The organism is Pantoea sp. S-LA4 (assembly GCF_054482835.1).
This window is the reverse complement of the sequence record NZ_JBTLRC010000002.1, coordinates 1,788,155-1,811,442: the sequence shown is the minus strand read 5'-3', so window position 1 is coordinate 1,811,442 and position 23,288 is coordinate 1,788,155. Positions and strand designations below refer to the sequence as shown.

Sequence of the window (23,288 nt, the reverse complement as noted above, 5' to 3'; positions counted from 1 at the left end):
CGCCCTGTGGCACCCCAACTTTGTGGTTAATCGTGGCGCTTTCCTGGCTCACTATTTTTTCGCAAAATGTAGCGCGGGCGGTTCTTCGTTTCCATATAGATGCGGCCGATATATTCGCCGAGCACGCCAATGCCGATAAGCTGAACGCCGCCCAGAAACAGCACTGAAACCAGAATCGACGGATAGCCAGGCACCGGATTGCCAAACAGCAGCTTGTCAATAATCAGCCACAGGCCATAAAGGAAGGCCAGCGTAGCGACCAGAAAACCGAGGTAAGACCAGACCCGAAGTGGCAGGGTTGAAAACGAGGTCAGCCCTTCCAGGGCCAGATTCCACAGTTTCCAGCCGCTGAATTTACTGTTGCCCGCGACCCGTTCCGTTCGGACATATTCAACAATTTCTGTCTCTCCACCCACCCAGCTAAGAATGCCTTTCATAAATAAATTTTTTTCAGGCAATAGCTTAATGTTCTCCACCACTTCCCGGGACATCAGCCGGAAATCGCCGACGTTTTCTTCCAGTTTGGGATGACTGATGCAGTTATGCAGTTTATAAAACCAATGGGCAGTTTTACGCTTCAGGTGACCATCGGCGCTTCTGTCGATACGTTTGGCTAACACAATATCGGCTCCCGCCTGCCACTTGGCGATCATTTGCGGAATCAGCGTAATCGGGTCCTGTAGATCGACATCAATCGGAATGATGGCCTCACCCGTAGCGGCTTCCAGCCCGGCGAAAAGCGCCGGTTCTTTACCGAAGTTGCGAATAAAAGAGAGGGAGCGGACCAGCGGATCCTGCTGGCTAAGCTGGGTGATCAGGGTGCGTGTCGCATCCGTACTGCCATCATCAACAAAGACAATCTCAACCTGCCATGCTGCAAAGTCGGCATATTTCCTGACGGCGTCGTAAAAAAGAGGAATCATCTGCTCTTCATTGAATACCGGCACCACCAGAGAGATCTTCATTAATTTCCTTTAAACACGATGAAGCGGGAAAAGATAAAGCCACAGGCCAGGCTCAATGCGGAAGAGACGACCAGCGTAATCAGCGGGTAAAGGCCGATCCGGTCCGCAAGATAGCCAACACCAAACGCCATTGCGCCCATAAATAGCACATACAGAATATAGCGGAACGGGGTAGCCTGTTGCTTAAAGGTCCAGCGGGCATTGACGAAGAACGAGAAGGTGACCGCCAGACAAAAGGCAATGACATTGGCGGTGGATTGTAATAACCCCTGGCTGAGACAGATAAAAAATGTCATCCAGTGTATCAGGGTATTAAACACGCCAACGGTCAGGTATTTTGCAAAAAAAGTCAGCATTTTTTAATCATTATTAAGGGGTTGTGAGAAATATACAGCAAGTTGGCGGCAATCAACAGTTTATCACTGACGTAACCTGACAATGCCGCTCACTACCGAAACCGATAGCGGGCAGTACAAAAGCCAGCCAAACGGTTTCCGGCTGTCAACTTTTCCTGACAGAGCCCTTTCTGACGGCGCATCTCTTAGCGTATCATCGCCTCATCTGAACCTGATTAAGGCCATCGCAATGCGTCTGGAAGTGTTCTGTCAGGACCGAATCGGTCTGACGCGTGAGCTGCTCGACCTGTTGGTTGCGCGTAACATCGATCTGCGCGGTATCGAAATCGCGGCGTTAGGCCGTATCTATCTCAATTTCTCCGCGCTGGAATTTGATGCCTTCAGTAATCTGATGGCGGAGATCCGGCGTACACCGGGCGTAACAGATGTGCGCACCGTGGCGTACATGCCGTCTGAGCGTGAGCACCGTGCGCTGAGTGCGCTGCTGGTGGCGATGCCGGAACCGGTCTTTTCGATCGATCTGAAAAGCAAAGTTGAACTGGCGAATCCGGCGGCGCAGAACCTGTTCAATCTTGACGAACAGAAGATGCGTAACTTCAGTGCCGGTAACCTGATTAACGGCTTTAACTTTATGCGCTGGCTGGAGAGCGAGCGGGTTGAAGCACAGGCGCAACATGTGGTGATTGAGGGACGAGACTTCCTGATGGAAGCGCGGCCTATCTATCTGGCAGGTGAGGCGGACCAGAACGACCAGCCGGTCGGGGCAATGGTCATGCTTAAATCCACGGCCCGCATGGGGCAGCAGTTGCAGAACCTGGTGGTGACGGACGAATCGGAGTTCGACCACATCGTCGCGGTGACGCCAAAAATGCGTCAGGTGGTGGACCAGGCGCGCAAGCTGGCGATGCACGATGCGCCGCTGCTGATCATTGGTGACACCGGCACCGGCAAAGATATGCTGGCCCGGGCCTGCCATCTGCGTAGCGCTCGGGGTAAAAAGCCGTTCCTGGCGCTGAACTGCGCCTCGCTGCCCGATGACGTCGCCGAAAGTGAGCTGTTTGGTCATGCGGCGGGCGCCTATCCGAATGCGCTGGAGGGCAAAAAAGGGTTCTTTGAGCAGGCCAACGGCGGATCGGTGCTGCTGGATGAGATCGGGGAGATGTCGCCGAGAATGCAGACCAAACTGCTGCGTTTTCTCAATGACGGCACTTTCCGCCGGGTCGGTGAAGAGCATGAGGTCCATGTTAATGTTCGCGTCATCTGCGCCACCCAGAAGAACCTGATTGAACTGGTGCAGCGCGGCGAATTTCGTGAAGATCTCTTTTACCGGCTGAACGTGCTGACCCTGCATCTGCCGCCGCTGCGCGATCGTCCGCAGGATATTCTGCCGCTGACCGAAATGTTTGTTGCCCGGTTCGCCGACGAACAGGGAATGCCGCGTCCGCGTCTGTCACCACAGCTCAATGCGTTTCTGACCCGCTACGCCTGGCCGGGTAACGTGCGCCAGCTGAAAAATGCGCTCTACCGCGCGTTAACGCAGCTGGAGGGCTATGAACTGCGTCCTCAGGATATTGTGTTACCGGAGCAGGCACTGGATGTGTCGCTGGGGGATGAAGCGCTGGAAGGAACGCTGGATCAGATCACCAGCCGGTTTGAACGTTCGATTCTGACGCGGCTCTATCTCTCCTATCCCAGCACCCGCAAACTGGCAAAACGGCTCGGCGTATCCCATACCGCCATTGCCAATAAGTTACGGGAATATGGTCTGGGGCAGAAGCGTAGCGAAAGCGAATAGGCTGCCTGCTGAGGCGAACATGAAGCGGATAACCGGGTTATCCGCTTTTTTTATTGCTGTGTTACTTCAGTGCCGCCAGCGCTGCTTCATAATCAGGCTCGGTGGTAATCTCATCCACCAGCTGGCTGTAAATCACCTTATCTTCCTCATCCAGCACAATCACGGCGCGTGCCGTCAGGCCTTCCAGCGCACCATCGGCAATTTCCACACCGTAGTCGTACTTAAATTCTGAACCGCGCAGCGTAGAGAGCGTGACCACGTTGCTGAGGTTCTCCGCACCACAAAAGCGCGACTGGGCAAACGGCAGGTCAGCAGAGATGCACAGCACCACGGTGTTATTCAGTTCGCCCGCCGCCTGATTAAATTTACGCACCGAGGAGGCGCAGACGCCGGTATCAATGCTCGGGAAAATGTTCAGAATTTTGCGTTTTCCTGCATACTCAGAGAGCGCAACGTTGACCAGGTTTTTTGCTACCAGCGTGAATGCTTTGGCTTTATCGCCAGCCTGAGGAAACTGACCCGCAACCGGTACTGCGTTACCCTGAAAATGAACGGTCTGAGACATACTGATTCCTTTTGATGGTGAAGAGTTGGGACATTAAAACGGTTAACCCACAGCTATAACCGTTGTTTATGACATAAATGTTAAGGGTTTACGAGTTCAATTGTTGAGTTTAGCGTGGCAGCCTGCCACCGCGTCGTACATTGTGGAGAATCAATGAGAACGGTAAAAAGTTATCCTGAAGCCTGGCCATTGCATACGCCGTTTGTCATTGCCCGTGGAACCCGCACTGAAGTCAAAGTGGTGGTGGTTGAAATTGAAGAGGCGGGCGTAAAAGGTGTCGGGGAAGCGACGCCTTACGCACGTTATGGCGAAACCGAAGCCTCGGTGCTGGCGCAAATCGCCAGCCAGCTGACCGCATTACAGCAGGGTATGACGCGTGACGCGCTGCAACAGGCATTGCCAGCGGGCGCGGCGCGTAACGCCATTGACAGCGCATTGTGGGATCTGGCTGCCCGACAGCAGCAGCGTACGCTGTGGCAGCTCAGCGGCGTGGTGGCGCCCCGTGAAGTGGTCACCGCCCAGACGGTCAGCATCGATACCCCGGAAGCGATGGCCAGCAGCGCCCAGGCGCTGTGGCAACACGGTGCGACGCTGCTGAAGATCAAACTGGACGATAATTTTATCACCGAGCGGTTAATGGCGATCCGCGCCGCAGTGCCGCAGGCGACGCTGATCGTCGACGCCAACGAGTCGTGGCATGCGGAAGGGCTGGCGGCACGCTGCCAGCTTCTGGCCGATATCGGCGTGGCGATGCTGGAGCAGCCGTTACCGGCGGGCGACGATGCCGCGCTGGAGAACTTTATCCATCCGCTGCCGATCTGCGCAGATGAAAGCTGCCATACGCGTGACAGCCTGCCTGCGTTGCGCGGGCGTTATGAGATGGTCAACATCAAGCTGGATAAAGCCGGTGGTCTGACGGAGGCGCTGGCGCTGGCTGACGTCGCTCAGCAGCAGGGATTTGCCGTGATGCTGGGCTGTATGCTCTGCACCTCACGCGCCATTCGCGCCGCGTTGCCGCTGGTACCGCAAACCCGCTTCGCCGATTTGGACGGTCCGACCTGGCTGGCGGTGGATGCGGAACCGGCGATAAAAGTGCAGAACGGTCAGCTGATTATTGCTGCCAGCGCAGCAGATTAACCATCATCTTAAGATAAGTTTCGGTGGCTTCATCGACTGAAATCACCGGCATTTCTGCCGTCACGCACGGCAGACTGAGATCCTTGCACCAGCTGCCGAACGAGCCGGGCGTGTCATAACCGACGCTGCTGACGCGCGGCAGGCCGGTCCGGTCCGCCAGCCAGCCGCCAATCTCAGCCTGATGCGGATCGTCAATGCAGCCCAGCGGCTCATGCCACGAAACAATCCAGCGCGGCTTGAGCTGATGAATCAGGGCGCACAGTGCCTGGGTTTCCGGTTCTGACGCCGGATGACTGCCGGTGGATAATGCCACGTCGCGCGCCTCTGCCATGCTGTTCCAGCGATAGACCGTCTCACCCGACTGCCAGTTTGCCGCCGGAAAGTTGCGGTTCAGATCGACGCCATTGGCGTTGGCACGCAATCCCAGCTGGCAGCCATCCGGATTCACCGCAAGCACCACATGATGCCGACGCAGCGCGTCGGGCAGCGTGCGTAGTGCGCCGGAGAGCGTGGCGATCGCCGCATTCTCATCGCCGTGGGTGCCCGCGAGGATCAGGCCGCTGTCGGCATCGCCCAGCGGGGCCGGGAACCACAGCAGCGGTGCGCCCAGCACTGACCGGCCATATTGCTGATACGGAACGTCCAGTTTGCCGCGCAGCGGTCGGGGATGTAGTGACGACATGGTGATTTCCTTTGAAAGGGTTTTCCTAAAAGTAGCGGAAAAGCCGCGCGCGGAAAATAGCTATTTATCAATCAGCAATTTGCGATAAAGTGCCAAAAGACAAGCTGCGTCGGCATCGGACCGCGGCAGCGCCTCTTTGGGGTAAAGGAGTGATGATGGTAAAGACCTTTCGCATGACGCTGGTGGCGATCAGCCTGAGCAGCGTCATCACACCCGCGCTGGCGGCAAATGTGCCGGCCGGCGCCCAGCTCGCCGACCAGCAGCAGATCGTCCGCCATATCAAAGATGAGCCTGCCTCGCTTGACCCACTCAAAGCGGTCGGGCTGCCGGAAATTCAGGTCATTCGCGATCTGTTTGAAGGGCTGACCAATCAGGATGCGCAGGGCAAAATCGTGCCGGGCGTGGCGCAGAGCTGGAGCAGCAGCGATAACAAAACCTGGATTTTCACCCTGCGCAACAATGCCCGCTGGTCCAACGGCGAGCCGGTCACCGCGCAGGATTTTGTCTACAGCTGGCAGCGACTGGTGAATCCGAACAACAGTTCGGCCTTTGCCTGGTTTGCAGCGTTAAGCGGCATTGAGAATGCGGCCGCCATCACCAAAGGCGAGATGACGCCCGACAAGCTGGGAGTAGTGGCGCAGGATAAAAGCCGGCTGAAGGTCACGCTTGATCGGCCGGTGCCGTGGTTCCCGGCGCTGGTCGCCAACGTCGCCCTGTTCCCGGTGCCGCAGAAGGTGATTGAACAGCAGGGCGATAGCTGGACCGCGCCAGGTAAACTGGTGGGTAACGGCGCCTATCAGCTGAGCGAAAGGGTGGTGAACGAGAAAATCGTGCTGACCCGTAACCCGCACTACTGGGATGATGCGCATTCGGTGCTGACCAAAGTCACCTTCGTGCCGATTAATGAGGAGTCGAGCGCCACCAAACGTTATCGCTCTAACGACATTGATATCACCGAATCCTTCCCGAAAAATATGTATGCGCTGTTGAAGAAAACCTTGCCCGGTCAGGTTTATACTCCGGACCAGCTCGGCACTTACTACTACGCATTTAATACCCAAAAAGGGCCTACCGCCGATGTGCGGGTGCGCAGAGCGCTGACATGGTCGATCGATCGACAGATTATTGCGGATAAAGTGCTGGGAACCGGTGAAAAACCGGCGTGGCATTTTACACCGGACGTCACCGCGGGCTTCAGGCCGCTGCCGTCATTTATGCAACAGCACGATCAAAACAGTCTGAACGCGCAGGCCAAAGCGCTGCTGGCGGCAGCCGGATACGGACCGGATAAACCGCTGCACCTGAAATTGCTCTACAACACCTCTGAGAGCCATCAGAAAATCGCGATTGCGGTGGCCTCAATGTGGAAAAAGAATCTCGGGGTTGATGTCACGCTGGAGAATCAGGAGTGGAAAACCTATATCGACAGCCGCAACAGCGGTAATTTCGATGTGATCCGGGCGTCCTGGGTCGGAGATTACAATGAACCCTCTACCTTCCTCAATCTGCTGACCTCAGGCAATAGCAGCAATATTGCGCGCTTCAGCAACGCCGACTACGATGCGGCGCTGGCGAAAGCCAGTAAAGAGTCCAGCGATCAGGCCCGTAACAGCGATTACAATCGCGCCGAACAGATACTGGCTCAGCAGGCACCGATTGCGCCCATCTACCAGTACACCAATGGCCGCCTGATCAAACCCTGGGTCAAAGGCTATCCGATCACCAACCCGGAAGATGTGGCCTATAGCCGCGAACTGTGGATTGAAAAACATTAAGCCTTATGCGGCCTGGCATCAGGCCGCTGTCTGACATCTTTCTACACAGCCCAATGATTGCAACTCAACGCCGCCACGCTAGACTGTATCGTATTGATTTTGATAGCGAGGCACGGTTGTGGATGTCATAGACGGAAAAGCATTACAGGTATCGGACGCCATCATTTCCTGCCAGCTGGACGGAAAGGGCGGTCTGATCCCGATTGCAGAAGATGAAGTGATTCACTGCGAGCGTCCCTGCTGGCTGCACCTGAACTATACCCATCGGCAGAGTGCCGAATGGCTGCAATCGACAGCGCAGATCCCCGATGCCGTGCGAGACGCCTTAGCGGGTGACAGCATGCGTCCGCGCGTCAGCCGGCTGGGTGATGGTTTTATGATCGTGCTGCGCAGCGTCAACCACAACAGCGATGCGCGTCCCGACCAGCTGGTGGCGATGCGGGTGTTTATCAACGACAAACTGATTGTCTCAACCCGGCGGCGTAAAGTGTTCGCGGTGGATGAGGTGCTGACCGATCTGCAGAACGGCAATGGCCCCATCGATTGTGGCAGCTGGCTGGTGGATGTCTGCGATGCGCTGACCGATCACACCAGTGAGTTTATCGAAGAGCTGCATGACAAAATCATCGAAATGGAAGATGCGCTGCTCGATCAGCGGATGCCGGCGCGTGGCGAACTGGGCCTGCTGCGTAAACAGCTGATTGTGATGCGGCGTTATATGGCACCGCAGCGTGACGTCTATGCCCGGCTGGCCAGTGAGAAGCTGGGCTGGATGGACGACAGCGAGCGTCGAAGGATGCAGGAAATTGCCGATCGCCTCGGGCGCGGGCTGGATGACCTCGATGCTGGCGTGGCGCGCACCGCCATTCTGGCGGATGAAGTGGCTTCGCAGATGGCGGAGTCGATGAACCGCCGCACCTATACCATGTCGCTGATGGCGATGATCTTTCTGCCTGCCACTTTTCTGACCGGCCTGTTTGGCGTCAATCTCGGCGGCATTCCGGGTGGCGAATGGCATTATGGCTTCACCATTTTCTGTCTGCTGCTGGTGATACTGGCGCTCAGCGTGGCAGGCTACCTGCGTAAACGGCGCTGGCTGTAGCGGGCTGGCAGCAGCATCCGGTGCAAAAGTGGCACTAAGCCGACAAAAGCTGATCGACATCAATAACCCTTAACCGCGACTGACGCAAAATCTCTCTCGCAGGTGAATGCAACGTCAAGCGATGGGCGTTGCGCTCCATATTGTCTTACTTCCTGATTTAGAATTAATGCATAGCACATTTAATTCGAAACACGCCGGCCATTGTGCCGGCTTTTTTTTTGCCGCCTGGCTGTAAGGCGTTTCCTTTCCTATGCTTAAAGTCCATTCGCAAGAAAAGGAGCACGGCATGAACGCGATTCTTAACAGCGAGCCTATCCCCACGGATCCGACCCCGATTCCTGACCCGATTCCTCAGCCGCAACCGCAGCCCGATCCGCCACCGGACCCGGAATTTCCACCCGTCATGGACCCGCCACCGCATCGGAACATATAAAAAAAGGGCGTGCTGTTAACAGCACGCCCTTAATCGTGGCAAAAGGCTTACTTAATCTGCACCACATCCAGACGCGCACTGATCTCCGGCACGTCTTCGTCTTCCGCGCGCCAGCCAGCAGGCTGTAGCGGCAATGTTTCACGATCAAAGGCGAGATCGCCGCCGTCGACGACCGCATCGCCGTGCTTAATGCCTTTGAAATCGAACAGGTTGATATCGGCCATGTGTGAAGGCACCAGATTCTGCATCGCACTGAACATGGTCTCGATGCGGCCAGGATAACGCTTATCCCAGTCACGCAGCATATCGGCCACCACCTGACGCTGCAGGTTCGGCTGAGAGCCACACAGGTTGCACGGGATGATCGGGAACTGGCGCGCTTCAGAGAAGCGGATAATATCTTTTTCGCGGCAGTAGGCCAGCGGGCGAATCACAATGTGCTTGCCGTCATCGCTCATCAGCTTCGGTGGCATGCCTTTCATTTTGCCGCCGTAAAACATGTTCAGGAACAGGGTCTGCAAAATGTCATCGCGATGGTGGCCCAGGGCAATCTTAGTGCAGCCGAGCTCGCTGGCAGTGCGGTAAAGAATACCGCGACGCAAGCGCGAGCAGAGCGAGCAGGTGGTTTTGCCTTCCGGGATCTTATCTTTAACGATCGAGTAGGTATCTTCTTCGATAATCCGGTATTCAACCCCCTGCGATTCAAGATACTCGGGCAGAATGTGCTGCGGGAATCCCGGCTGCTTCTGATCGAGGTTAACCGCGATCAGGCTGAAATTGACCGGCGCGCTTTTTTGCAGGCTGCGCAAAATTTCCAGCATGGTATAGCTGTCTTTACCACCGGACAGGCAAACCATAATGCGGTCGCCTTCTTCAATCATATTAAAATCAGCGATCGCTTCGCCGACATGGCGACGCAGGCGTTTTTGCAGCTTATTAAGGTTGTACTGTTCTTTCTTGTCAACCGTTTGATTATCTAGCATTTTTACCTATCTCTAAAACCAGAGATCGCACCTGGTCAGCCTGCATGGGCTCGCGTTCAGGTGATCAACTCTCTGCGGTGTCACGAATATGCAGCGTATGGTACGGATTGTTGCCGCGCTTGTCAGCGCTGGCGTGAACTAATCAGCAGATAAACGTGCACCGCCCGCCAGGTAAGAGAGGTTAGCCGTCGCGGTGACACCAGCCGCTCAGCGCAGCTGAAGGATAAGCGCGGTTCTCGGGTCAGGTGCGCGGTTAACCATCGCGATCCGGCACATTATTCCACTGACAATCGATCTCGCTGCTGTGTGCTGAGCAGGAGGGCATCGATGCCTGCCAGGCTGCGCTCACGGCATCTGTTTTTTTTGCGGCACATCCCGCATTAATAAAAACAATTAACAGAACGAACAGGTATTTCATGGCGGTTACCGCGTTAATAAAAGCGAACAGGGTGCGCCAGATTCATTCAATAAGGTCTCAACAAAAAATAATCTGCAGCTGGCTGGATTGATTTAAATCAAAAACAGATATTTTTACTATAAAGAGCATGCTTTCGGTAAAGTCAGTATCTCTATAACTTCCGGCTGGCTGATATATCCGGGCAGCGGTAAGGTTGAATATAACAGCGCTGTTGAAACGCTGTTTATTAGCCTGAATTATAATTATGACCATGACGTTTAAATTGGGTTTCTGGCCGCGTGCTCGATAATGCTGCGATTAAACAGCGTTCAGGTGGCGTCACTGCTGGGCGCAAGGGAAGGGCTGCCCGCTCCCGCAGAGCGGATACATTATTGCAATAGCGTATGTAATATTGTCCGTTACGGGTCACTTAATCATCAGGCGCAGGAAAAATCTGTAAACACGCCACGGCGCACGTTTTGTGAATACAGAATTTTAACGAAAACGTTAAATAACCAGCAAAGTAATCTATACTCTGCTTTGCTGTATAAAGAATATGACTCATTCAGGGAAGGCAAAAAAAATCAAAAAATACAAATTCAGCGTTACGCTGATTGTTTTTCTATTATGCTATGTTGCAATTATGTATGTTGGCGTGTTGCTATTGATAAACCATCACGGCTTAATTCATTTTTTACTGCATTAATTTCTATTACCCACAGGCTTTAAAAATCCAGCGATAGGCCTGGTGCAGGAACAGCTTGAGTGAGGCAAAAAATTCGTGAATACCGTCCTCAACCAGACAGTTGCCGGTATCTAACGCATTGTTCACAGAATCCCGATGGTTAACGATCAGCATGATGCCGACCGCTACGGCGATGGCAACCGGGACGATCAGTTTAAGCATCATGCCGTAATTTCTATGCCTGCCATCGGACAGGGCATCGTCAACATTATCCGGATTAAAAGCCATTAGTCTCCAGCCAGAATTATCACGTAGATCAATTAAGGCGAATTATGGCATCAATTTACCCCCGGCTCCATGTTTCAGGTCATTGAAAAAGGGTGACGAGAAGGTGAATTTTGCGTAACCGCAGGCGCTTTACCGCCGGTTCGCGACCCTGATGCGCGGTGATTTTTGCCCATCACTTTTGACATCTCTACTCGCATCAACCCCGGTCAGGCGCAGCTACATCATCTCCAGCGACTGCACCCCTTTGATCTCCATCACCTTATCGTAAAGGTGCGCATCGTTGGATTTGCGTGACAGTGTCACCTGAATGCTGAGTTCGCACAGGCCGCTCTCTTCATCGCGATTGACCACCGTCACGTTACCGTATCGAATCCCTTCGCGTTGCATCACCAGTAACACCAGCGGCACGCTTTTGGGTTTGAGAAACACCAGCAGCGTATGATGCTTGCCGATCAAAAAATGGCTGAGACGGCGAAAGACTTCCAGCACTACCAACGCCAGCACCGTGCCGTAGATGCCGATCTCATACATCCCGCTACCGATCACCAGGCCAATCGCCGCCGTCACCCACAGGCCTGCGGCGGTGGTTAAACCTCTCACCACCTGTTTCTGAACCATGATGGTGCCTGCGCCCAGGAAACCCATACCGCTGACCACCTGAGCCGCCACGCGACTCGGGTCCAGCGCGACATGCTCATTGGTCAGCATGTCGGCAAACCCATATTTCGACACCAGCATAAACATCGCGCTGCCGATGCCGACCAGAATGTGAGTGCGCAGCCCCGCCTCTTTGGCGCGCATCTGGCGCTCCATTCCGATCAGGCCACCAAGGATGCCTGCCAGGGCGATGCGAATTAACATGTCCATTAACATGGCATTACTCCGATTTAAGAATGGCAGAGGAAGTCTGACGATTCGCTGATAGCAGGTAAACAAGATAATTCTGCTTGCAAATGACGCGGGAGAATTTTGTAAAAAGCTGTTTCACCTCTCGACCCCTTGTGCTGCCTGACATATGCTGACCAGGCCTTTAACCACAACTCCCGGAGTCCGATTGATGAAAGCAGCCACCTTATTGCTGGCCGGTGCCGCTCTGTTACTCTCTGCCTGCAGCAGCAACAGTGATGACAACGAGCCACCGCAACAGGCGACAGCCGCCCATATCCAGCCACGGGTGATGATGTCCTCGCTGGCAGAAAGTACCTGTTCCAATGCAGGCGGCACGCTGGCTTTCTCACATCAGCTGGACGGCTCCCGGGTCGGGATGTGCCAGTTGGTGAATGGTCGTCGCTGCGACGAGCAGGCGTTGATCGGCGGACGCTGCGCCCGTTAAGTGACAGGCCGGAGGTTTCCGGCCCGCCTGTTCAGGCTGAGAGTTGATTCGGGCAATTTTCGCCACGATCGAGCTGGCTGAGATTACTCAGGGTTGTTTCAGAGATGGCGGTCAGCGCTTCGGCGGTTAAAAACGCCTGATGGCCGGTAAACAGTACGTTGTGGCAGGCAGAGAGACGGCGGAAAACATCGTCCTGAATCACATCATTCGACTTATCTTCAAAGAACAGATCGCGTTCATTCTCATACACATCCATGCCAAGCGACCCAATCTTCTGTTGTTTCAGCGCATCAATTGCCGCCTGGGAATCGATCAGGCTACCGCGGCTGGTGTTGATGATCATCACGCCATCACGCATCTGGCTGAACGCCTCGGCATTAAGCAGGTGATAATTTTCTGACGTCAATGGACAGTGCAGCGTAATCACATGCGATTCGGCAAACAGCCTTTTCAGATCGACATATTCGGCACCCAAAGCCAGTGCTTCATCGCTGGGATAGGGATCAAAGGCCAGCAAGTGCATACCCAATCCCTTCAGGATCCGCATCGTCGCGATACCAATTTTACCGGTACCGATGACGCCAGCGGTTTTACCGTGCATATTAAATCCGGTCAGCCCGTCGAGTGAGAAGTTGGCGTCACGGGTGCGTTGATAGGCGCGATGGATTCGACGATTCAGCGTGAGCATCATACCCACGGTATGTTCCGCCACCGCTTCCGGGGAATAGGCCGGGACCCTGACGACTGGCAGGCCAAACTCCGCCGCGGCGGCCAGATCGACGTTATTAAAACCGGCACAGCGCAGGGCAATGTACTTCACGCCCAGCGACGCCAGCTCTTCCAGTACCGGGCGGCTGCCATCATCGTTGACAAAGATACAGACGGCATCACAGCCGACGGCATTTTTTGCCGTGCTCTCGGTAAGCAAAAAGTCAAAAAAGACCAGTTCGAAACCGAATTGCTGATTAACCTGTTCGAAGTACTTCTGATCGTAATGTTTGGTGCTGTAAACCGCGATCTTCATCGTTGTGCTCCTGCGTACGGGTGTGAAACAAGGATAACGTTTTCTGACTGACTTTGCTCTAACCGCTGATTTGCGCGCGGGCGGGACCTTCACCTTCGGGACGTTACATGCCATCATCATTGTCAGGATACTGTAAGGAAAAGGATTATGGCTGTGATGCCACGGATTTTCCGGCGACGGCTGGCGGCCATTCTGGCGCTGATTCTGCTGCTGCTGGGCTTACTGCTGACGATCACCCAATGGCTGCCACGGTTAGTCGGCATCTGGCTGCCGCCAGATACCCGGATTGCGCTTTCCGGCTCGCCGCGCTGGCGGGACGGCGGCCTGTGGTTTCCGGCTATTCGCTATCTGGCACAGGATTGTCCGCTGGCGGAAGTGAATGACGTGTCACTCGGCTGGCAAAATTCCCGCTGGAAGCTGAATGCCGCACAGCTGACGCTGAACAGCGACTGCCTGCAAAAATTACCTGCCGCTGACGGCCCCTCGGCGGCACCCAAAACCCTGGCCGAGTGGCAGGCGATGCTGCCGGGCGCCGACGTTCACCTGGCGAAACTGGTTGTTACGCCGTGGCAGGCTTACGCCGGCGCCCTGGATCTGACCTTAGAGAAAAATCAGCAGCAACTCCATTATCAGGGTGAAAATCTGCAACTGGCGGCGACGCTGACCGGACAGCAGCTCGCCATCAATCGCCTGACGCTGAATCATCCCGCATTGCCTGAGCCGGTCACACTCAGCGGCCATCTGGAGCTGCCGACCTTCGCCAGCGGCCTGCCGGTGAGCGGCGAAGTCGCCGGGCAACTGGCGCTGACCGCGCTGCCGCATCCGCTGCAGCTGACCCTTAACTGGCAGCAGCAACAGGGCGTGCTCAGTGTGGCGATGCCGGATAACGTCCGGCCGCTGCTGCAACTGCCGTGGCAGATCGGCGACGATCAGATCCGCATCGAGCAGGGCCAGTACTTCTGGCCGCTGGCTGGTCAGCCGCTCTCCGGATTTATCAATCTGACGCTGGCTAACTGGCAGTCGGGCCTTGAAACCAGCCAGATCAGCGGCCGGATTAACCTGTTAACCCAGGGACGCGGCGGTAAAGGCAACGTGGTGCTGGGTCTCGGTCCGGGGCATCTGAGTCTGACCGACAGCCATTTGCCCTTTCAGCTGACCGGCGAAAGCAAGCTGGCCGAGCTGCAGCTGTACGGATCGATCCCGGGTCTGCTCAGCGGCTCACTGCTCGATCCGCAACTGGTGTTACAACCCAAATCACTGCTGCGCCTGCGGGGTCGTCTGCTCTCTACGCTGGAGGTGGATGAGGCGCGCTGGCCGCTGGCTGGCGTCCGGATCTCCGCACAGGGTATTGATGGGCGGTTACAGGCGATCCTGAATGCGCACGACCCCAGCTTTGGTCATTTCCGGCTGCATCTGGATGGCCGCGCCACCGATTTCTGGCCGGATAAAGGCGAATGGAACTGGCGTTACTGGGGCGGAGGTGAAATGCTGCCGCTTCAGGCGCGCTGGGATGTTAAAGGCACCGGCGGCTGGCGGGACACGCTGATTCATCTGGATACGCTCTCCACCGGCTTCAACCACCTCGCTTATGGCAGCGTTCAGGTGGAAAAGCCGCGGCTGACGCTGACTGCGCCGGTCAACTGGCAGCGCGCGGCGCAGAATCCCTCTTTCAACGGCAGCTTCCGGCTACAGGCGGGCGCCACCCGATTCAGTTATGGCGGCAGGCTGGCGGATTCGACGCTCGACTTCGAAGCGAAAGGTCGCGATCCCGGTAACTTTACCTGGCGAGGATCACTCAACGCTGGCAGGGTGGGTCCGGTGCGGGTCAACGGTCGCTGGGATGGCGAACGGCTGCGTGGTGAAGCCTGGTGGCCGCAGCAATCGCTGACCGTGTTCCAGACCTTACTCAGTCCGGATCTGAAAATGCAGATTCGCGGCGGTGAGCTGCGGGCCCAGGTGGCGTTCTCGGCGGCGCGCGATCAGGGTTTCCAGGCGGGTGGTCACTGGATAGTCAAAGCGGGCAGTCTCTGGACTCCGGACAGTGAAATTAACGGCGTCGATTTCTCGCTGCCGTTCCGCCTGAAAGATCAGCAGTGGCAGTTTGGACAGCATGGCCCGGTATCGCTGCGTATCGCCGAGATAAAAAATCAGTTTGCGATGCAGAATATACGCGCCGATCTGCAGGGCGCCTGGCCGTGGAGCGAACAGGCGCCGCTGACCTTACAGGAGGTGAGTCTCGATCTGCTGGGCGGCCAGATTAGCTTACCGGCATTACGGATGCCGCAGCATCAGCCGGCGCGCGTGTCGCTGCGCAATATCAGCCTGAGTGAGCTGGTTACGGCGATTAAACCGAAACAGTTTGCCATGTCGGGCCGGATCAACGGCGAACTGCCGCTGTGGCTGAACCATCCGCGCTGGCTGATCGAGAAAGGGTGGATAGCCAACAGTGGCCCGCTGACCTTCCGGCTGGATAAAGATATGGCGGATGCGATCACCCGCAATAATGTCGCCACCGGCGCGGCGCTGGACTGGCTGCGCTACATGGAAATCTCCCGTTCCTGGGCCACGCTGAATCTGAATACGGTGGGCGATCTCACCATGGAGGCCCAGGTGCAGGGCGTCAGCCAGTTCAGTAATCGTCGGCAGACCGTGAATCTCAACTATCGTCATCAGGAAAATCTGTTTCAGCTGTGGCGCAGTCTGCGCTTTGGCGATAATTTGCAATCCTGGGTGGAGCAACATGCCGCCCTGCCATCGAACAAGGACACCACACCATGAGCCTCAGGGCATTACTGGTTCTGGCAGCCGGGCTGCCGCTGATCGGCTGCGTGCCGCGCATTGAAGTGACGGCACCGAAAGATCCAATCACCATCAACATGAACGTGAAAATCGAGCATGAGATTCACATCAAGGTGGATAAAGACGTGGAAGCGTTATTGAAAAACCAGAGCGATCTGTTCTGAGGAGAGCGAGTATGAAACGCATCAGCGTAGCCCTGTTACTTGCCCTGATGATCGCCCAGCCTGCCTGGGCGCTGACGCTGGATGAGGCGCGTCAGTCGGGACGGGTCGGCGAAACCCTTTCCGGCTATCTGGCCGCGCGTGCGCAGGACAGCGAAACCCTGGCGCTGACGGAGAAAATCAATGCGGGGCGACAGCAGCAGTATCAGCGGGTAGCAGAGCAGAACCATTTAACCACCGCCGAGGTGGCCGCGATTGCCGGTCAGAAGCTGGTGAGCCGGGCCGCCGCAGGAGAATATGTGCGCGGCGTTAATGGTCAGTGGCTGAAAAAAGAGCAATAGCAGGCATAAAAAAGCCGGGCACAGGGCCCGGCAAGTACAACGGCATCAAATGATTAGGCAGTAACGATCTGCTGGATGGCGTCTTTAGCTTCTGCGGTGGCTTTGTTGGCCACTTCCGGACCGTAAGCGATACCTTCAGCGAACACGAACTCAACGTCGGTGATGCCGATGAAGCCCAGGAACAGTTTCACGTAGGGGGTCAGCAGATCGGACGCGGTATCTTTGTGAATGCCGCCGCGGCTGGAGATCACCACCGCACGCTTGCCTTTCACCAGACCTTCCGGGCCTGCTTCGGTGTAGCGGAAGGTCACGCCAGCACGGGCAATCAGGTCGAAATAGTTCTTCAGCTGAGTCGGAATGTTGAAGTTGTACATAGGTGCCGCAATCACGATTTCATCATGGGCCTGCAGTTCTGCAATCAGCTCATCAGACAGCGCCAGCGCCTCCTGCTGACGTGGCGACAGGGGAGCGTCAGACGGACGCAGCGCGCCGACCAGCTCACCATCCAGTACCGGAATCGGGTTAGCCGCCAGATCGCGGACGGTCACTTCTTTGCCCTGAGATTTTGCCTGTTCGACATAGAAGTCAGCCAGTTGGCTGGATTGTGAGTAGCCTGCGAGGATGCTTGATTTCAGAACTAAAACTTTGCTCATGGTGATTTCCTGTCTGTAACGCGGAAGGCTTTCCGCTCAATGGTTTACACTCTACGGTTATCAATGGCGCGGTGAAAGCGCAATATTTCGAGGTCAATGTTCGAATTTATTGAATAAGCGTAACGTGCGCCGCGCGCCGGCGCAGGTCGAAATGTGCTATGATGCGCCTAATTATTTTATTGAATCAGCCGGTTATCCCGGCTTGCAGCGCGCTGCGACAGCAGCGACAGCGTCTGAGTAAGGTACGTCATTATTATGTCATCTCCCGATACCTCCCCACTGGCTTCACTCTGGTCACGGCTTGACGGGTTAATGCTGCGCGATCGCCAGCGCCTGCAGCGCCGCTTACAGGGCGCCAGGAAAGTGAAAAATCCCGCCGCTCAGCAGGGCATCGCCAGCGAGCTGGAACAGGATTTTGCCGCTGCCGAACAGCGGGTGGCCCAGCGCCGCGCGGCTACGCCGGCCATCACCTTCCCGGAAAATCTGCCGGTCAGCCAGAAGCAGCAGGATATTGCTGTAGCGATACGCGATCATCAGGTGGTGATTGTGGCGGGCGAAACCGGCTCCGGTAAAACCACCCAGTTACCAAAAATCTGTCTGGCGCTGGGACGCGGCGTGACCGGGCTGATTGGACATACTCAGCCACGCCGCCTGGCGGCCCGTACCGTGGCCAACCGTATCGCCGACGAACTGGATACCTCGCCTGGCGGCTGCGTCGGCTATAAAGTGCGTTTTAACGATCAGGTCAGCGATCTGACCCAGATTAAATTAATGACCGACGGAATTTTGCTGGCGGAAATACAGCAGGACCGTCTGCTGATGCAGTACGACACCATCATTATTGATGAAGCGCATGAGCGCAGCCTGAATATCGACTTCCTGCTGGGTTACCTGCGCGAACTGCTGCCGCGCCGGCCCGATCTCAAGGTGATCATTACCTCGGCCACCATCGATCCGCAGCGCTTTTCACGGCATTTCAATAATGCGCCGGTGATTGAAGTTTCCGGCCGTACCTATCCGGTGGAAGTGCGTTACCGGCCGGTGGTGGAAGAGGCGGATGATGGCGATCGCGATCAGCTGCAGGCGATCTTTGATGCAGTGGATGAACTGGACCATGAGAGTCGCGGCGATATCCTGATTTTCATGAGCGGTGAGCGCGAGATCCGTGATACCGCAGACGCACTGATTAAACGCGATCTGCCGCATACCGAGATTCTGCCGCTCTACGCCCGCCTGTCGAATGCCGAGCAAAACCGGGTATTTCAGTCGCACAGCGGCCGGCGAATCGTACTGGCTACCAACGTGGCGGAAACCTCGCTGACGGTGCCGGGCATCAAATATGTTATCGATCCGGGAACGGCGCGCATCAGCCGCTACAGCTTCCGCACCAAAGTGCAGCGGCTGCCGATTGAGCCGATTTCACAGGCGTCGGCCAATCAGCGTAAAGGACGCTGTGGACGCGTGTCAGAGGGGATCTGTATCCGCCTTTACTCTGAGGATGATTTTCTCAGTCGCCCGGCGTTTACCGATCCGGAAATTCTTCGCACTAACCTGGCATCGGTGATTCTGCAGATGACCGCGCTGGGGCTGGGTGATATCGCCGCGTTCCCATTTGTGGAAGCGCCCGATAAGCGCAACATTCAGGATGGCGTACGCCTGCTGGAAGAGCTGGGCGCACTGACCCTGAATGAAGACGATGGCCATTACCGGCTGACCGGTTCAGGCCGCCAGCTGGCGCAGTTGCCGGTCGATCCTCGTCTGGCGCGAATGGTGCTGGAAGCGCAGAAATTTGGCTGCGTCCGCGAAGTGATGATCATTACTGCGGGCTTATCGATTCAGGACCCGCGTGAGCGGCCCGCCGAGAAAAAGCAGGCGTCAGATGAAAAACACCGTCGATTCGCCGATAAAGATTCCGACTTCCTGGCCTTCGTCAATTTATGGAATTACCTGGCGGAGCAGCAGAAAGCGCTGTCGGGTAACCTGTTCCGCCGCCAGTGCAAAAGTGACTTCCTTAACTATTTGCGGGTGCGCGAATGGCAGGATATCTACACCCAACTGCGGCAGGTGGTGCGCGAACTGGGCATTCCGGTCAACAGCGAGCCGGCAGGCATGCGCGAGATCCACTGCGCGCTGTTAAGCGGGCTACTGTCGCATATCGGCCAGAAGGATGCGGATAAGCAGGAGTTCACCGGCGCGCGCAATACCCGCTTCGCCATCTTCCCCGGCTCCGGGTTGTTTAAAAAGCCGCCAAAATGGACCATGGTGGCGGAACTGGTCGAGACCAGCCGGCTGTGGGGCCGGACCGCCGGCCGCATCGAGCCGGAATGGATTGAGCCGCTGGCGCAGCATCTGATCAAGCGCAGCTACAGCGAACCGCACTGGGAGAAATCACAGGGCGCGGTGATGGCAACCGAAAAAGTGACGCTGTATGGCCTGCCGATTGTGGCGGCGCGCAAGGTTAACTATGGCGCTATCGATCCGACTCTGAGCCGCGAGCTGTTTATTCGCCATGCGCTGGTGGAAGGTGACTGGCAGACGCGTCACGCCTTCTTCCGCACCAACCAGAAGCTGCGCAGCGAAGTCGAAGATCTGGAGCATAAATCGCGCCGTCGCGACATCCTGGTCGATGACGAAACCCTGTTTGCCTTTTACGATCAGCGTATCGGTAAAGAGGTGGTCTCAGCGAAGCACTTTGATAGCTGGTGGAAGCAGGCCAGCCGTGACAATGCGGAATTGCTGAACTTTGATAAGCAGATGCTGATTAAAGAGGGCGCGGATAAGGTCAGCCAGCTCGACTATCCCAACTTCTGGCATCAGGGCAATCTCAGGCTGAAGCTGAGCTACCAGTTTGAACCGGGTGCCGATGCCGATGGCGTGACGGTGCATATTCCGCTGCCGCTGCTTAATCAGGTGGATGACAGCGGCTTTGAGTGGCAGATCCCGGGCGTGCGACGTGAACTGATTATCGCGCTGATTAAGTCGCTGCCTAAACCGCTGCGTCGCAATCTGGTGCCGGCGCCTAACTATGCCGAAGCGTTTCTCGGCCGGGTTACCGCAATGGAGATGCCGCTGCTGGATGCGCTGTCGCGTGAGTTTCGCCGCATGACCGGCGTCACGCTGGAGCGGGACAACTGGCAGTGGGAACAGGTGCCCGATCATCTGAAAATGACCTTCAGGGTGGTGGATGAACACAACCGCAAACTGCTGGAAGGCAAAGATCTGACCGCCCTCAAGGCGCAGCTGAAAGGCAAAGTGCAGGAAACGTTGTCGAAAGTGGCGGATGACGGGCTGGAACAGAGCGGGCTGCATATCTGGAGCTTTGGTGATTTGCCGCGCAGCTATGAGCAGAAGCGCGGCAGTTATCAGGTGAAAGCCTGGCCGGCGCTGGTCGATGAGAAAGAGAGCGTTGCCATTCGGCTGTTCGACAGCGAACAGGAGCAGCAAAAAATGATGTGGCGCGGTCAGCGCCGTCTGTTGCTGCTGAACGTGCCGTCGCCGGTGAAATATCTGCACGAAAAGCTACCGAACAAGGCCAAACTCGGTCTCTACTTTAATCCGTATGGCAAAGTGATGGAGCTGATCGACGACTGTATCGCCTGTGGCATCGATAAGCTGATCGCCGACGCGGGCGGACCTGCCTGGGATCAGGCCGGCTTTGAGGCGTTGCGGGATAAAGTGCGCGGTGAACTGAATGAAACCGTGGTGACCATAGCTAAGCAGGTCGAGCAGATCCTGACGGCGGTATTCAATATCAATAAGCGGCTGAAAGGGCGGGTCGACATGACGATGGCGCTGGCGCTATCCGACATCAAGGCGCAGCTCAGTGGTCTGGTCTATCGCGGTTTTGTCACCGGCAATGGCTGGCAGCGCCTCGGCGACAGCCTGCGCTACCTGCACGGCATCGAACGGCGTCTGGAAAAATTGCCCGCCGATCCGCACAGCGATCGGGCGCGGATGTTGAAAGTGCAGGCGGTGGAGCAGGCATACCAGGCGTGGCGCAATAAATTGCCACCGCAGCGCCAGGATGATGAAGAGGTGAAGGCGATCCGCTGGATGATTGAAGAGTTGCGGATCAGCTATTTTGCCCAGCAGCTCGGCACGCCTTATCCGATCTCTGACAAGCGCATTCTGCAGACCATGGAGCAGATTGCGGGCTGATAAAAAACGGGGGCGCGTCAGTGATGACGCGCCCCCGGCTTCTGTTGCCCGTGAAGAGACTGTTACTGCGCTAAGGCTTCCAGTTCATCTCTGAATGAGGTGACGGCAATCGCCCGGTTGTCGGCCAGATAGCGATCTTTGGCGGCCGGTGCCGAGCTCTGTACCGCAATTAACTGCCAGCCATTATCCCCTTTCAGCAGCAGCGGCGAGCCACTGTCGCCGGGCAGCGTATCACACTGATGCGACAGCACGGCGCGCTGCGCCCAGCCGGTAATCAGGCAGTCACTGTGCGAATAGAGCGTATCGAGATGATCGGCCGGATAACCCGCCTGAGTCACTTTGCGGCCGGTCTGCTTCAGCGCCGCGGTTAAATCACTGCGTGAGCCGTCAAACAGCGGAATCGGCGTAATAGCGGAGGGCGGATTGCGCAAAATCACGATGCCATAATCAAAGGGGGCAGCATTACTCGGCACGATCCAGCCTTCACCATCCGCTTTCAGCTTCGAAGCCAGCGACGGTTCGACGCGGGCATCGATATCGTGAATTTCATAACGCCAGCCTTTATCACTGGCCATAAAGCGCAACGCAACCGGCTTGTCGAAATTGCCCGGTGGCGCGAGTAAGCAGTGTCCGGCGGTCAGGGCCAGATGCGGTGAAATCAGCGTGGCGGTGCAGAGGTTACCGCTTTCGGTTTCCAGCTGACCAATGGCATCCCAGGGCGCCGCGGTAATATCGGTGATGGCTTGTCGATGATCTTTGCCGAAAAACAGCATTTTGATTTCAGCCGCGGTTGGCGTGTCGTCGTCGTCATCGGCATGAGCAAAGGAGGTAAAGCTGAAAAGTCCAACCATTAACAAGATAGCCAGGCGCATAGAACTCTCAATGGCGAGAAAAAAGTAACGTTATTGTTATCAGGCAACTGCGATAACTATAGTCGTTAGGCGCTAAAAAAGGGAGTTTTATTGGTTAATCAGTACGCTACAACCGTTAAATAAAAAAGCTCGCTGCCACAATGCCACAGAGGATCATAATCAGCAGAATAATTTCGAAGCGATAGCGACGCACCATTTCATCCACTCCAGTAAAGAAACACCCGGCATAACCGGGTGTTTTTAATCATTAACGCGTGGCCGGGCGCGCTACGGCGACCTTAGTTCTTAGCCGCTGGTTTAACGACTTTTTTGTGATGAACTTTTTTAGCTGCCTGCGCTTTCTGTGCAGGTTTTACCACTTTCTTGTGGTGCACTTTTTTAGCCGCCTGGGCTTTCTGTGCAGCAGGCTTAGTCACTTTTTTGTGGTGAACTTTCTTAGCGGCCTGCGCTTTCTGGGCAGCAGGCTTGGTGGCTTTTTTGTGGTGCACTTTCTTAGCAGCCTGCGCTTTCTGCGCAGCCGGTTTTACTGCTTTTTTGTGGTGAACTTTTTTAGCCGCCTGCGCTTTCTGTGCTGCGTCTTTTTTCACCGCTTTTTTGTGTTTCTTGTGTTCAGTTTTGTGTGCAGTTTTTGCTGGTGCAGCTGCGGTCGTTGTGGTCGCAGGTGCAGCGGCAGGCGCAGCCGTTGTTTCAGCAGCGAAGGCAACAGAAGACATACCCATAGCAGCGGCGACAACCAGTGCAAATAATTTTTTCATTGCAAATTCCTCGGACTTTTTTTTCATGT

The 23,288-nt window shown here is 55.9% G+C and carries 22 protein-coding genes; 9 read left to right on the top strand and 13 right to left on the bottom strand.

The window, feature by feature from the left end; genetic code table 11:
- Nucleotides 1–26: 26 nt before the first annotated feature.
- Together ACX3P5_RS09335 and ACX3P5_RS09330 are read right to left on the bottom strand one after the other, a co-directional pair.
- A complete protein-coding gene (locus ACX3P5_RS09335; protein WP_233988103.1) occupies nt 27–965 on the bottom strand; it encodes a glycosyltransferase family 2 protein in 939 nt (312 codons plus the stop codon).
- On the bottom strand, nt 965–1,321 hold the full coding sequence (locus tag ACX3P5_RS09330) for a GtrA family protein (protein WP_233988104.1): 357 nt from the start codon (nt 1,319–1,321) through the stop codon (nt 965–967). The genes ACX3P5_RS09335 and ACX3P5_RS09330 overlap by 1 nt, the downstream gene beginning before the upstream one ends.
- A gap of 229 nt (nt 1,322–1,550) precedes the next feature.
- On the opposite strand from ACX3P5_RS09330, the gene tyrR reads away from it, so the two are divergent.
- The gene (tyrR, locus tag ACX3P5_RS09325; RefSeq protein ID WP_458968617.1) at nt 1,551–3,116 is read left to right on the top strand and encodes a transcriptional regulator TyrR; all 1,566 of its coding nucleotides are present in this window, start codon (nt 1,551–1,553) and stop codon (nt 3,114–3,116) included.
- A 61-nt stretch (nt 3,117–3,177) separates the two neighbouring features.
- On the opposite strand, the gene tpx is transcribed toward tyrR, so the two are convergent.
- Nucleotides 3,178–3,681 carry a thiol peroxidase gene (gene tpx, locus ACX3P5_RS09320; RefSeq protein WP_094119490.1) on the bottom strand — a complete coding sequence of 168 codons (504 nt, stop codon included), beginning with the start codon at nt 3,679–3,681 and terminating at the stop codon, nt 3,178–3,180.
- Between the two features lie 153 nt (nt 3,682–3,834).
- Here tpx and ycjG point away from each other — a divergent pair, with 153 nt between their 5' ends.
- Nucleotides 3,835–4,818 carry an L-Ala-D/L-Glu epimerase gene (gene ycjG, locus ACX3P5_RS09315; protein ID WP_458968616.1) on the top strand — a complete coding sequence of 328 codons (984 nt, stop codon included), beginning with the start codon at nt 3,835–3,837 and terminating at the stop codon, nt 4,816–4,818.
- Here the strand turns inward: ycjG and mpaA are convergent.
- A complete protein-coding gene (gene mpaA / locus ACX3P5_RS09310) occupies nt 4,793–5,500 on the bottom strand; it encodes a murein tripeptide amidase MpaA (RefSeq protein ID WP_458968615.1) in 708 nt (235 codons plus the stop codon). The genes ycjG and mpaA overlap by 26 nt on opposite strands.
- Nucleotides 5,501–5,655: 155 nt before the next feature.
- Here mpaA and ACX3P5_RS09305 point away from each other — a divergent pair, with 155 nt between their 5' ends.
- Both ACX3P5_RS09305 and zntB read left to right on the top strand, forming a co-directional pair.
- On the top strand, nt 5,656–7,275 hold the full coding sequence (locus ACX3P5_RS09305; RefSeq protein ID WP_233988171.1) for a peptide ABC transporter substrate-binding protein: 1,620 nt from the start codon (nt 5,656–5,658) through the stop codon (nt 7,273–7,275).
- A gap of 118 nt (nt 7,276–7,393) precedes the next feature.
- Nucleotides 7,394–8,377, top strand: a complete 984-nt coding sequence (zntB, locus tag ACX3P5_RS09300; protein WP_233984206.1) for a zinc transporter ZntB — start codon at nt 7,394–7,396, stop codon at nt 8,375–8,377.
- A gap of 480 nt (nt 8,378–8,857) precedes the next feature.
- Here the strand turns inward: zntB and ttcA are convergent, their stop codons facing one another.
- The 4 genes from ttcA to ACX3P5_RS09280 form a co-directional block, all read right to left on the bottom strand.
- Nucleotides 8,858–9,793, bottom strand: coding sequence for a tRNA 2-thiocytidine(32) synthetase TtcA (gene ttcA / locus ACX3P5_RS09295; RefSeq protein WP_458968614.1), 936 nt, complete (start codon nt 9,791–9,793; stop codon nt 8,858–8,860).
- 253 nt (nt 9,794–10,046) lie between these two features.
- Nucleotides 10,047–10,211 carry a hypothetical protein gene (locus ACX3P5_RS09290; RefSeq protein ID WP_233984208.1) on the bottom strand — a complete coding sequence of 55 codons (165 nt, stop codon included), beginning with the start codon at nt 10,209–10,211 and terminating at the stop codon, nt 10,047–10,049.
- Nucleotides 10,212–10,902: 691 nt separating this feature from the next.
- Nucleotides 10,903–11,163: a hypothetical protein gene (locus ACX3P5_RS09285; protein ID WP_336755287.1), complete on the bottom strand. Its 261-nt coding sequence runs from the start codon at nt 11,161–11,163 to the stop codon at nt 10,903–10,905.
- A gap of 216 nt (nt 11,164–11,379) precedes the next feature.
- Nucleotides 11,380–12,036 (bottom strand): MgtC/SapB family protein, encoded by a 657-nt coding sequence (locus ACX3P5_RS09280; RefSeq protein WP_336755286.1) that lies wholly within the window; start codon nt 12,034–12,036, stop codon nt 11,380–11,382.
- A gap of 184 nt (nt 12,037–12,220) precedes the next feature.
- Here ACX3P5_RS09280 and ACX3P5_RS09275 point away from each other — a divergent pair, with 184 nt between their 5' ends.
- Nucleotides 12,221–12,496, top strand: a complete 276-nt coding sequence (locus ACX3P5_RS09275; protein WP_233984211.1) for a putative hemolysin — start codon at nt 12,221–12,223, stop codon at nt 12,494–12,496.
- A 31-nt stretch (nt 12,497–12,527) separates the two neighbouring features.
- On the opposite strand, the gene ACX3P5_RS09270 is transcribed toward ACX3P5_RS09275, so the two are convergent.
- Nucleotides 12,528–13,520: a 2-hydroxyacid dehydrogenase gene (locus ACX3P5_RS09270; protein WP_336755284.1), complete on the bottom strand. Its 993-nt coding sequence runs from the start codon at nt 13,518–13,520 to the stop codon at nt 12,528–12,530.
- A 147-nt stretch (nt 13,521–13,667) separates the two neighbouring features.
- Between ACX3P5_RS09270 and ACX3P5_RS09265 the strand changes: the two genes are divergently transcribed.
- Genes ACX3P5_RS09265 through ACX3P5_RS09255 form a run of 3 tightly spaced genes read left to right on the top strand, consistent with a single transcriptional unit; the run spans nt 13,668 to nt 16,821 of the window.
- A complete protein-coding gene (locus ACX3P5_RS09265) occupies nt 13,668–16,298 on the top strand; it encodes a YdbH family protein (RefSeq protein WP_458968613.1) in 2,631 nt (876 codons plus the stop codon).
- Nucleotides 16,295–16,483, top strand: coding sequence for a YnbE family lipoprotein (locus ACX3P5_RS09260; RefSeq protein WP_031376780.1), 189 nt, complete (start codon nt 16,295–16,297; stop codon nt 16,481–16,483). Before ACX3P5_RS09265 ends, ACX3P5_RS09260 begins: the two co-directional genes overlap by 4 nt.
- Before the next feature lie 11 nt (nt 16,484–16,494).
- Nucleotides 16,495–16,821: a YdbL family probable chaperone protein gene (locus tag ACX3P5_RS09255; RefSeq protein WP_458968612.1), complete on the top strand. Its 327-nt coding sequence runs from the start codon at nt 16,495–16,497 to the stop codon at nt 16,819–16,821.
- Between the two features lie 53 nt (nt 16,822–16,874).
- Here the strand turns inward: ACX3P5_RS09255 and azoR are convergent, their stop codons facing one another.
- The gene (azoR, locus tag ACX3P5_RS09250) at nt 16,875–17,474 is read right to left on the bottom strand and encodes an FMN-dependent NADH-azoreductase (protein ID WP_336755282.1); all 600 of its coding nucleotides are present in this window, start codon (nt 17,472–17,474) and stop codon (nt 16,875–16,877) included.
- Between the two features lie 255 nt (nt 17,475–17,729).
- Here azoR and hrpA point away from each other — a divergent pair, with 255 nt between their 5' ends.
- Nucleotides 17,730–21,632: an ATP-dependent RNA helicase HrpA gene (hrpA, locus tag ACX3P5_RS09245; RefSeq protein ID WP_458968611.1), complete on the top strand. Its 3,903-nt coding sequence runs from the start codon at nt 17,730–17,732 to the stop codon at nt 21,630–21,632.
- A 62-nt stretch (nt 21,633–21,694) separates the two neighbouring features.
- Here the strand turns inward: hrpA and ACX3P5_RS09240 are convergent, their stop codons facing one another.
- The 3 genes from ACX3P5_RS09240 to asr form a co-directional block, all read right to left on the bottom strand.
- A complete protein-coding gene (locus ACX3P5_RS09240; RefSeq protein ID WP_233984216.1) occupies nt 21,695–22,504 on the bottom strand; it encodes a trypsin-like serine peptidase in 810 nt (269 codons plus the stop codon).
- Nucleotides 22,505–22,619: 115 nt separating this feature from the next.
- Complete coding sequence (gene ydgU, locus ACX3P5_RS09235) at nt 22,620–22,700, bottom strand: small membrane protein YdgU (RefSeq protein ID WP_456152378.1); 81 nt, start codon at nt 22,698–22,700, stop codon at nt 22,620–22,622.
- Between the two features lie 82 nt (nt 22,701–22,782).
- Complete coding sequence (asr, locus tag ACX3P5_RS09230; RefSeq protein WP_233984217.1) at nt 22,783–23,259, bottom strand: acid resistance repetitive basic protein Asr; 477 nt, start codon at nt 23,257–23,259, stop codon at nt 22,783–22,785.
- Nucleotides 23,260–23,288: the final 29 nt, after the last annotated feature.

Bases quoted from the DNA above. Each gene is read 5' to 3' on its own strand.
- ACX3P5_RS09335 (WP_233988103.1), bottom strand. From the start codon at position 965: ATGAAGATCTCTCTGGTGGTGCCGGTATTCAATGAAGAGCAGATGATT.
- ACX3P5_RS09330 (WP_233988104.1), bottom strand. From the start codon at position 1,321: ATGCTGACTTTTTTTGCAAAATACCTGACCGTTGGCGTGTTTAATACC.
- tyrR (WP_458968617.1), top strand. From the start codon at position 1,551: ATGCGTCTGGAAGTGTTCTGTCAGGACCGAATCGGTCTGACGCGTGAG.
- tpx (WP_094119490.1), bottom strand. From the start codon at position 3,681: ATGTCTCAGACCGTTCATTTTCAGGGTAACGCAGTACCGGTTGCGGGT.
- ycjG (WP_458968616.1), top strand. From the start codon at position 3,835: ATGAGAACGGTAAAAAGTTATCCTGAAGCCTGGCCATTGCATACGCCG.
- mpaA (WP_458968615.1), bottom strand. From the start codon at position 5,500: ATGTCGTCACTACATCCCCGACCGCTGCGCGGCAAACTGGACGTTCCG.
- ACX3P5_RS09305 (WP_233988171.1), top strand. From the start codon at position 5,656: ATGGTAAAGACCTTTCGCATGACGCTGGTGGCGATCAGCCTGAGCAGC.
- ttcA (WP_458968614.1), bottom strand. From the start codon at position 9,793: ATGCTAGATAATCAAACGGTTGACAAGAAAGAACAGTACAACCTTAAT.
- ACX3P5_RS09290 (WP_233984208.1), bottom strand. From the start codon at position 10,211: ATGAAATACCTGTTCGTTCTGTTAATTGTTTTTATTAATGCGGGATGT.
- ACX3P5_RS09285 (WP_336755287.1), bottom strand. From the start codon at position 11,163: ATGGCTTTTAATCCGGATAATGTTGACGATGCCCTGTCCGATGGCAGG.
- ACX3P5_RS09280 (WP_336755286.1), bottom strand. From the start codon at position 12,036: ATGTTAATGGACATGTTAATTCGCATCGCCCTGGCAGGCATCCTTGGT.
- ACX3P5_RS09275 (WP_233984211.1), top strand. From the start codon at position 12,221: ATGAAAGCAGCCACCTTATTGCTGGCCGGTGCCGCTCTGTTACTCTCT.
- ACX3P5_RS09270 (WP_336755284.1), bottom strand. From the start codon at position 13,520: ATGAAGATCGCGGTTTACAGCACCAAACATTACGATCAGAAGTACTTC.
- ACX3P5_RS09265 (WP_458968613.1), top strand. From the start codon at position 13,668: ATGGCTGTGATGCCACGGATTTTCCGGCGACGGCTGGCGGCCATTCTG.
- ACX3P5_RS09260 (WP_031376780.1), top strand. From the start codon at position 16,295: ATGAGCCTCAGGGCATTACTGGTTCTGGCAGCCGGGCTGCCGCTGATC.
- ACX3P5_RS09255 (WP_458968612.1), top strand. From the start codon at position 16,495: ATGAAACGCATCAGCGTAGCCCTGTTACTTGCCCTGATGATCGCCCAG.
- azoR (WP_336755282.1), bottom strand. From the start codon at position 17,474: ATGAGCAAAGTTTTAGTTCTGAAATCAAGCATCCTCGCAGGCTACTCA.
- hrpA (WP_458968611.1), top strand. From the start codon at position 17,730: ATGTCATCTCCCGATACCTCCCCACTGGCTTCACTCTGGTCACGGCTT.
- ACX3P5_RS09240 (WP_233984216.1), bottom strand. From the start codon at position 22,504: ATGCGCCTGGCTATCTTGTTAATGGTTGGACTTTTCAGCTTTACCTCC.
- ydgU (WP_456152378.1), bottom strand. From the start codon at position 22,700: ATGGTGCGTCGCTATCGCTTCGAAATTATTCTGCTGATTATGATCCTC.
- asr (WP_233984217.1), bottom strand. From the start codon at position 23,259: ATGAAAAAATTATTTGCACTGGTTGTCGCCGCTGCTATGGGTATGTCT.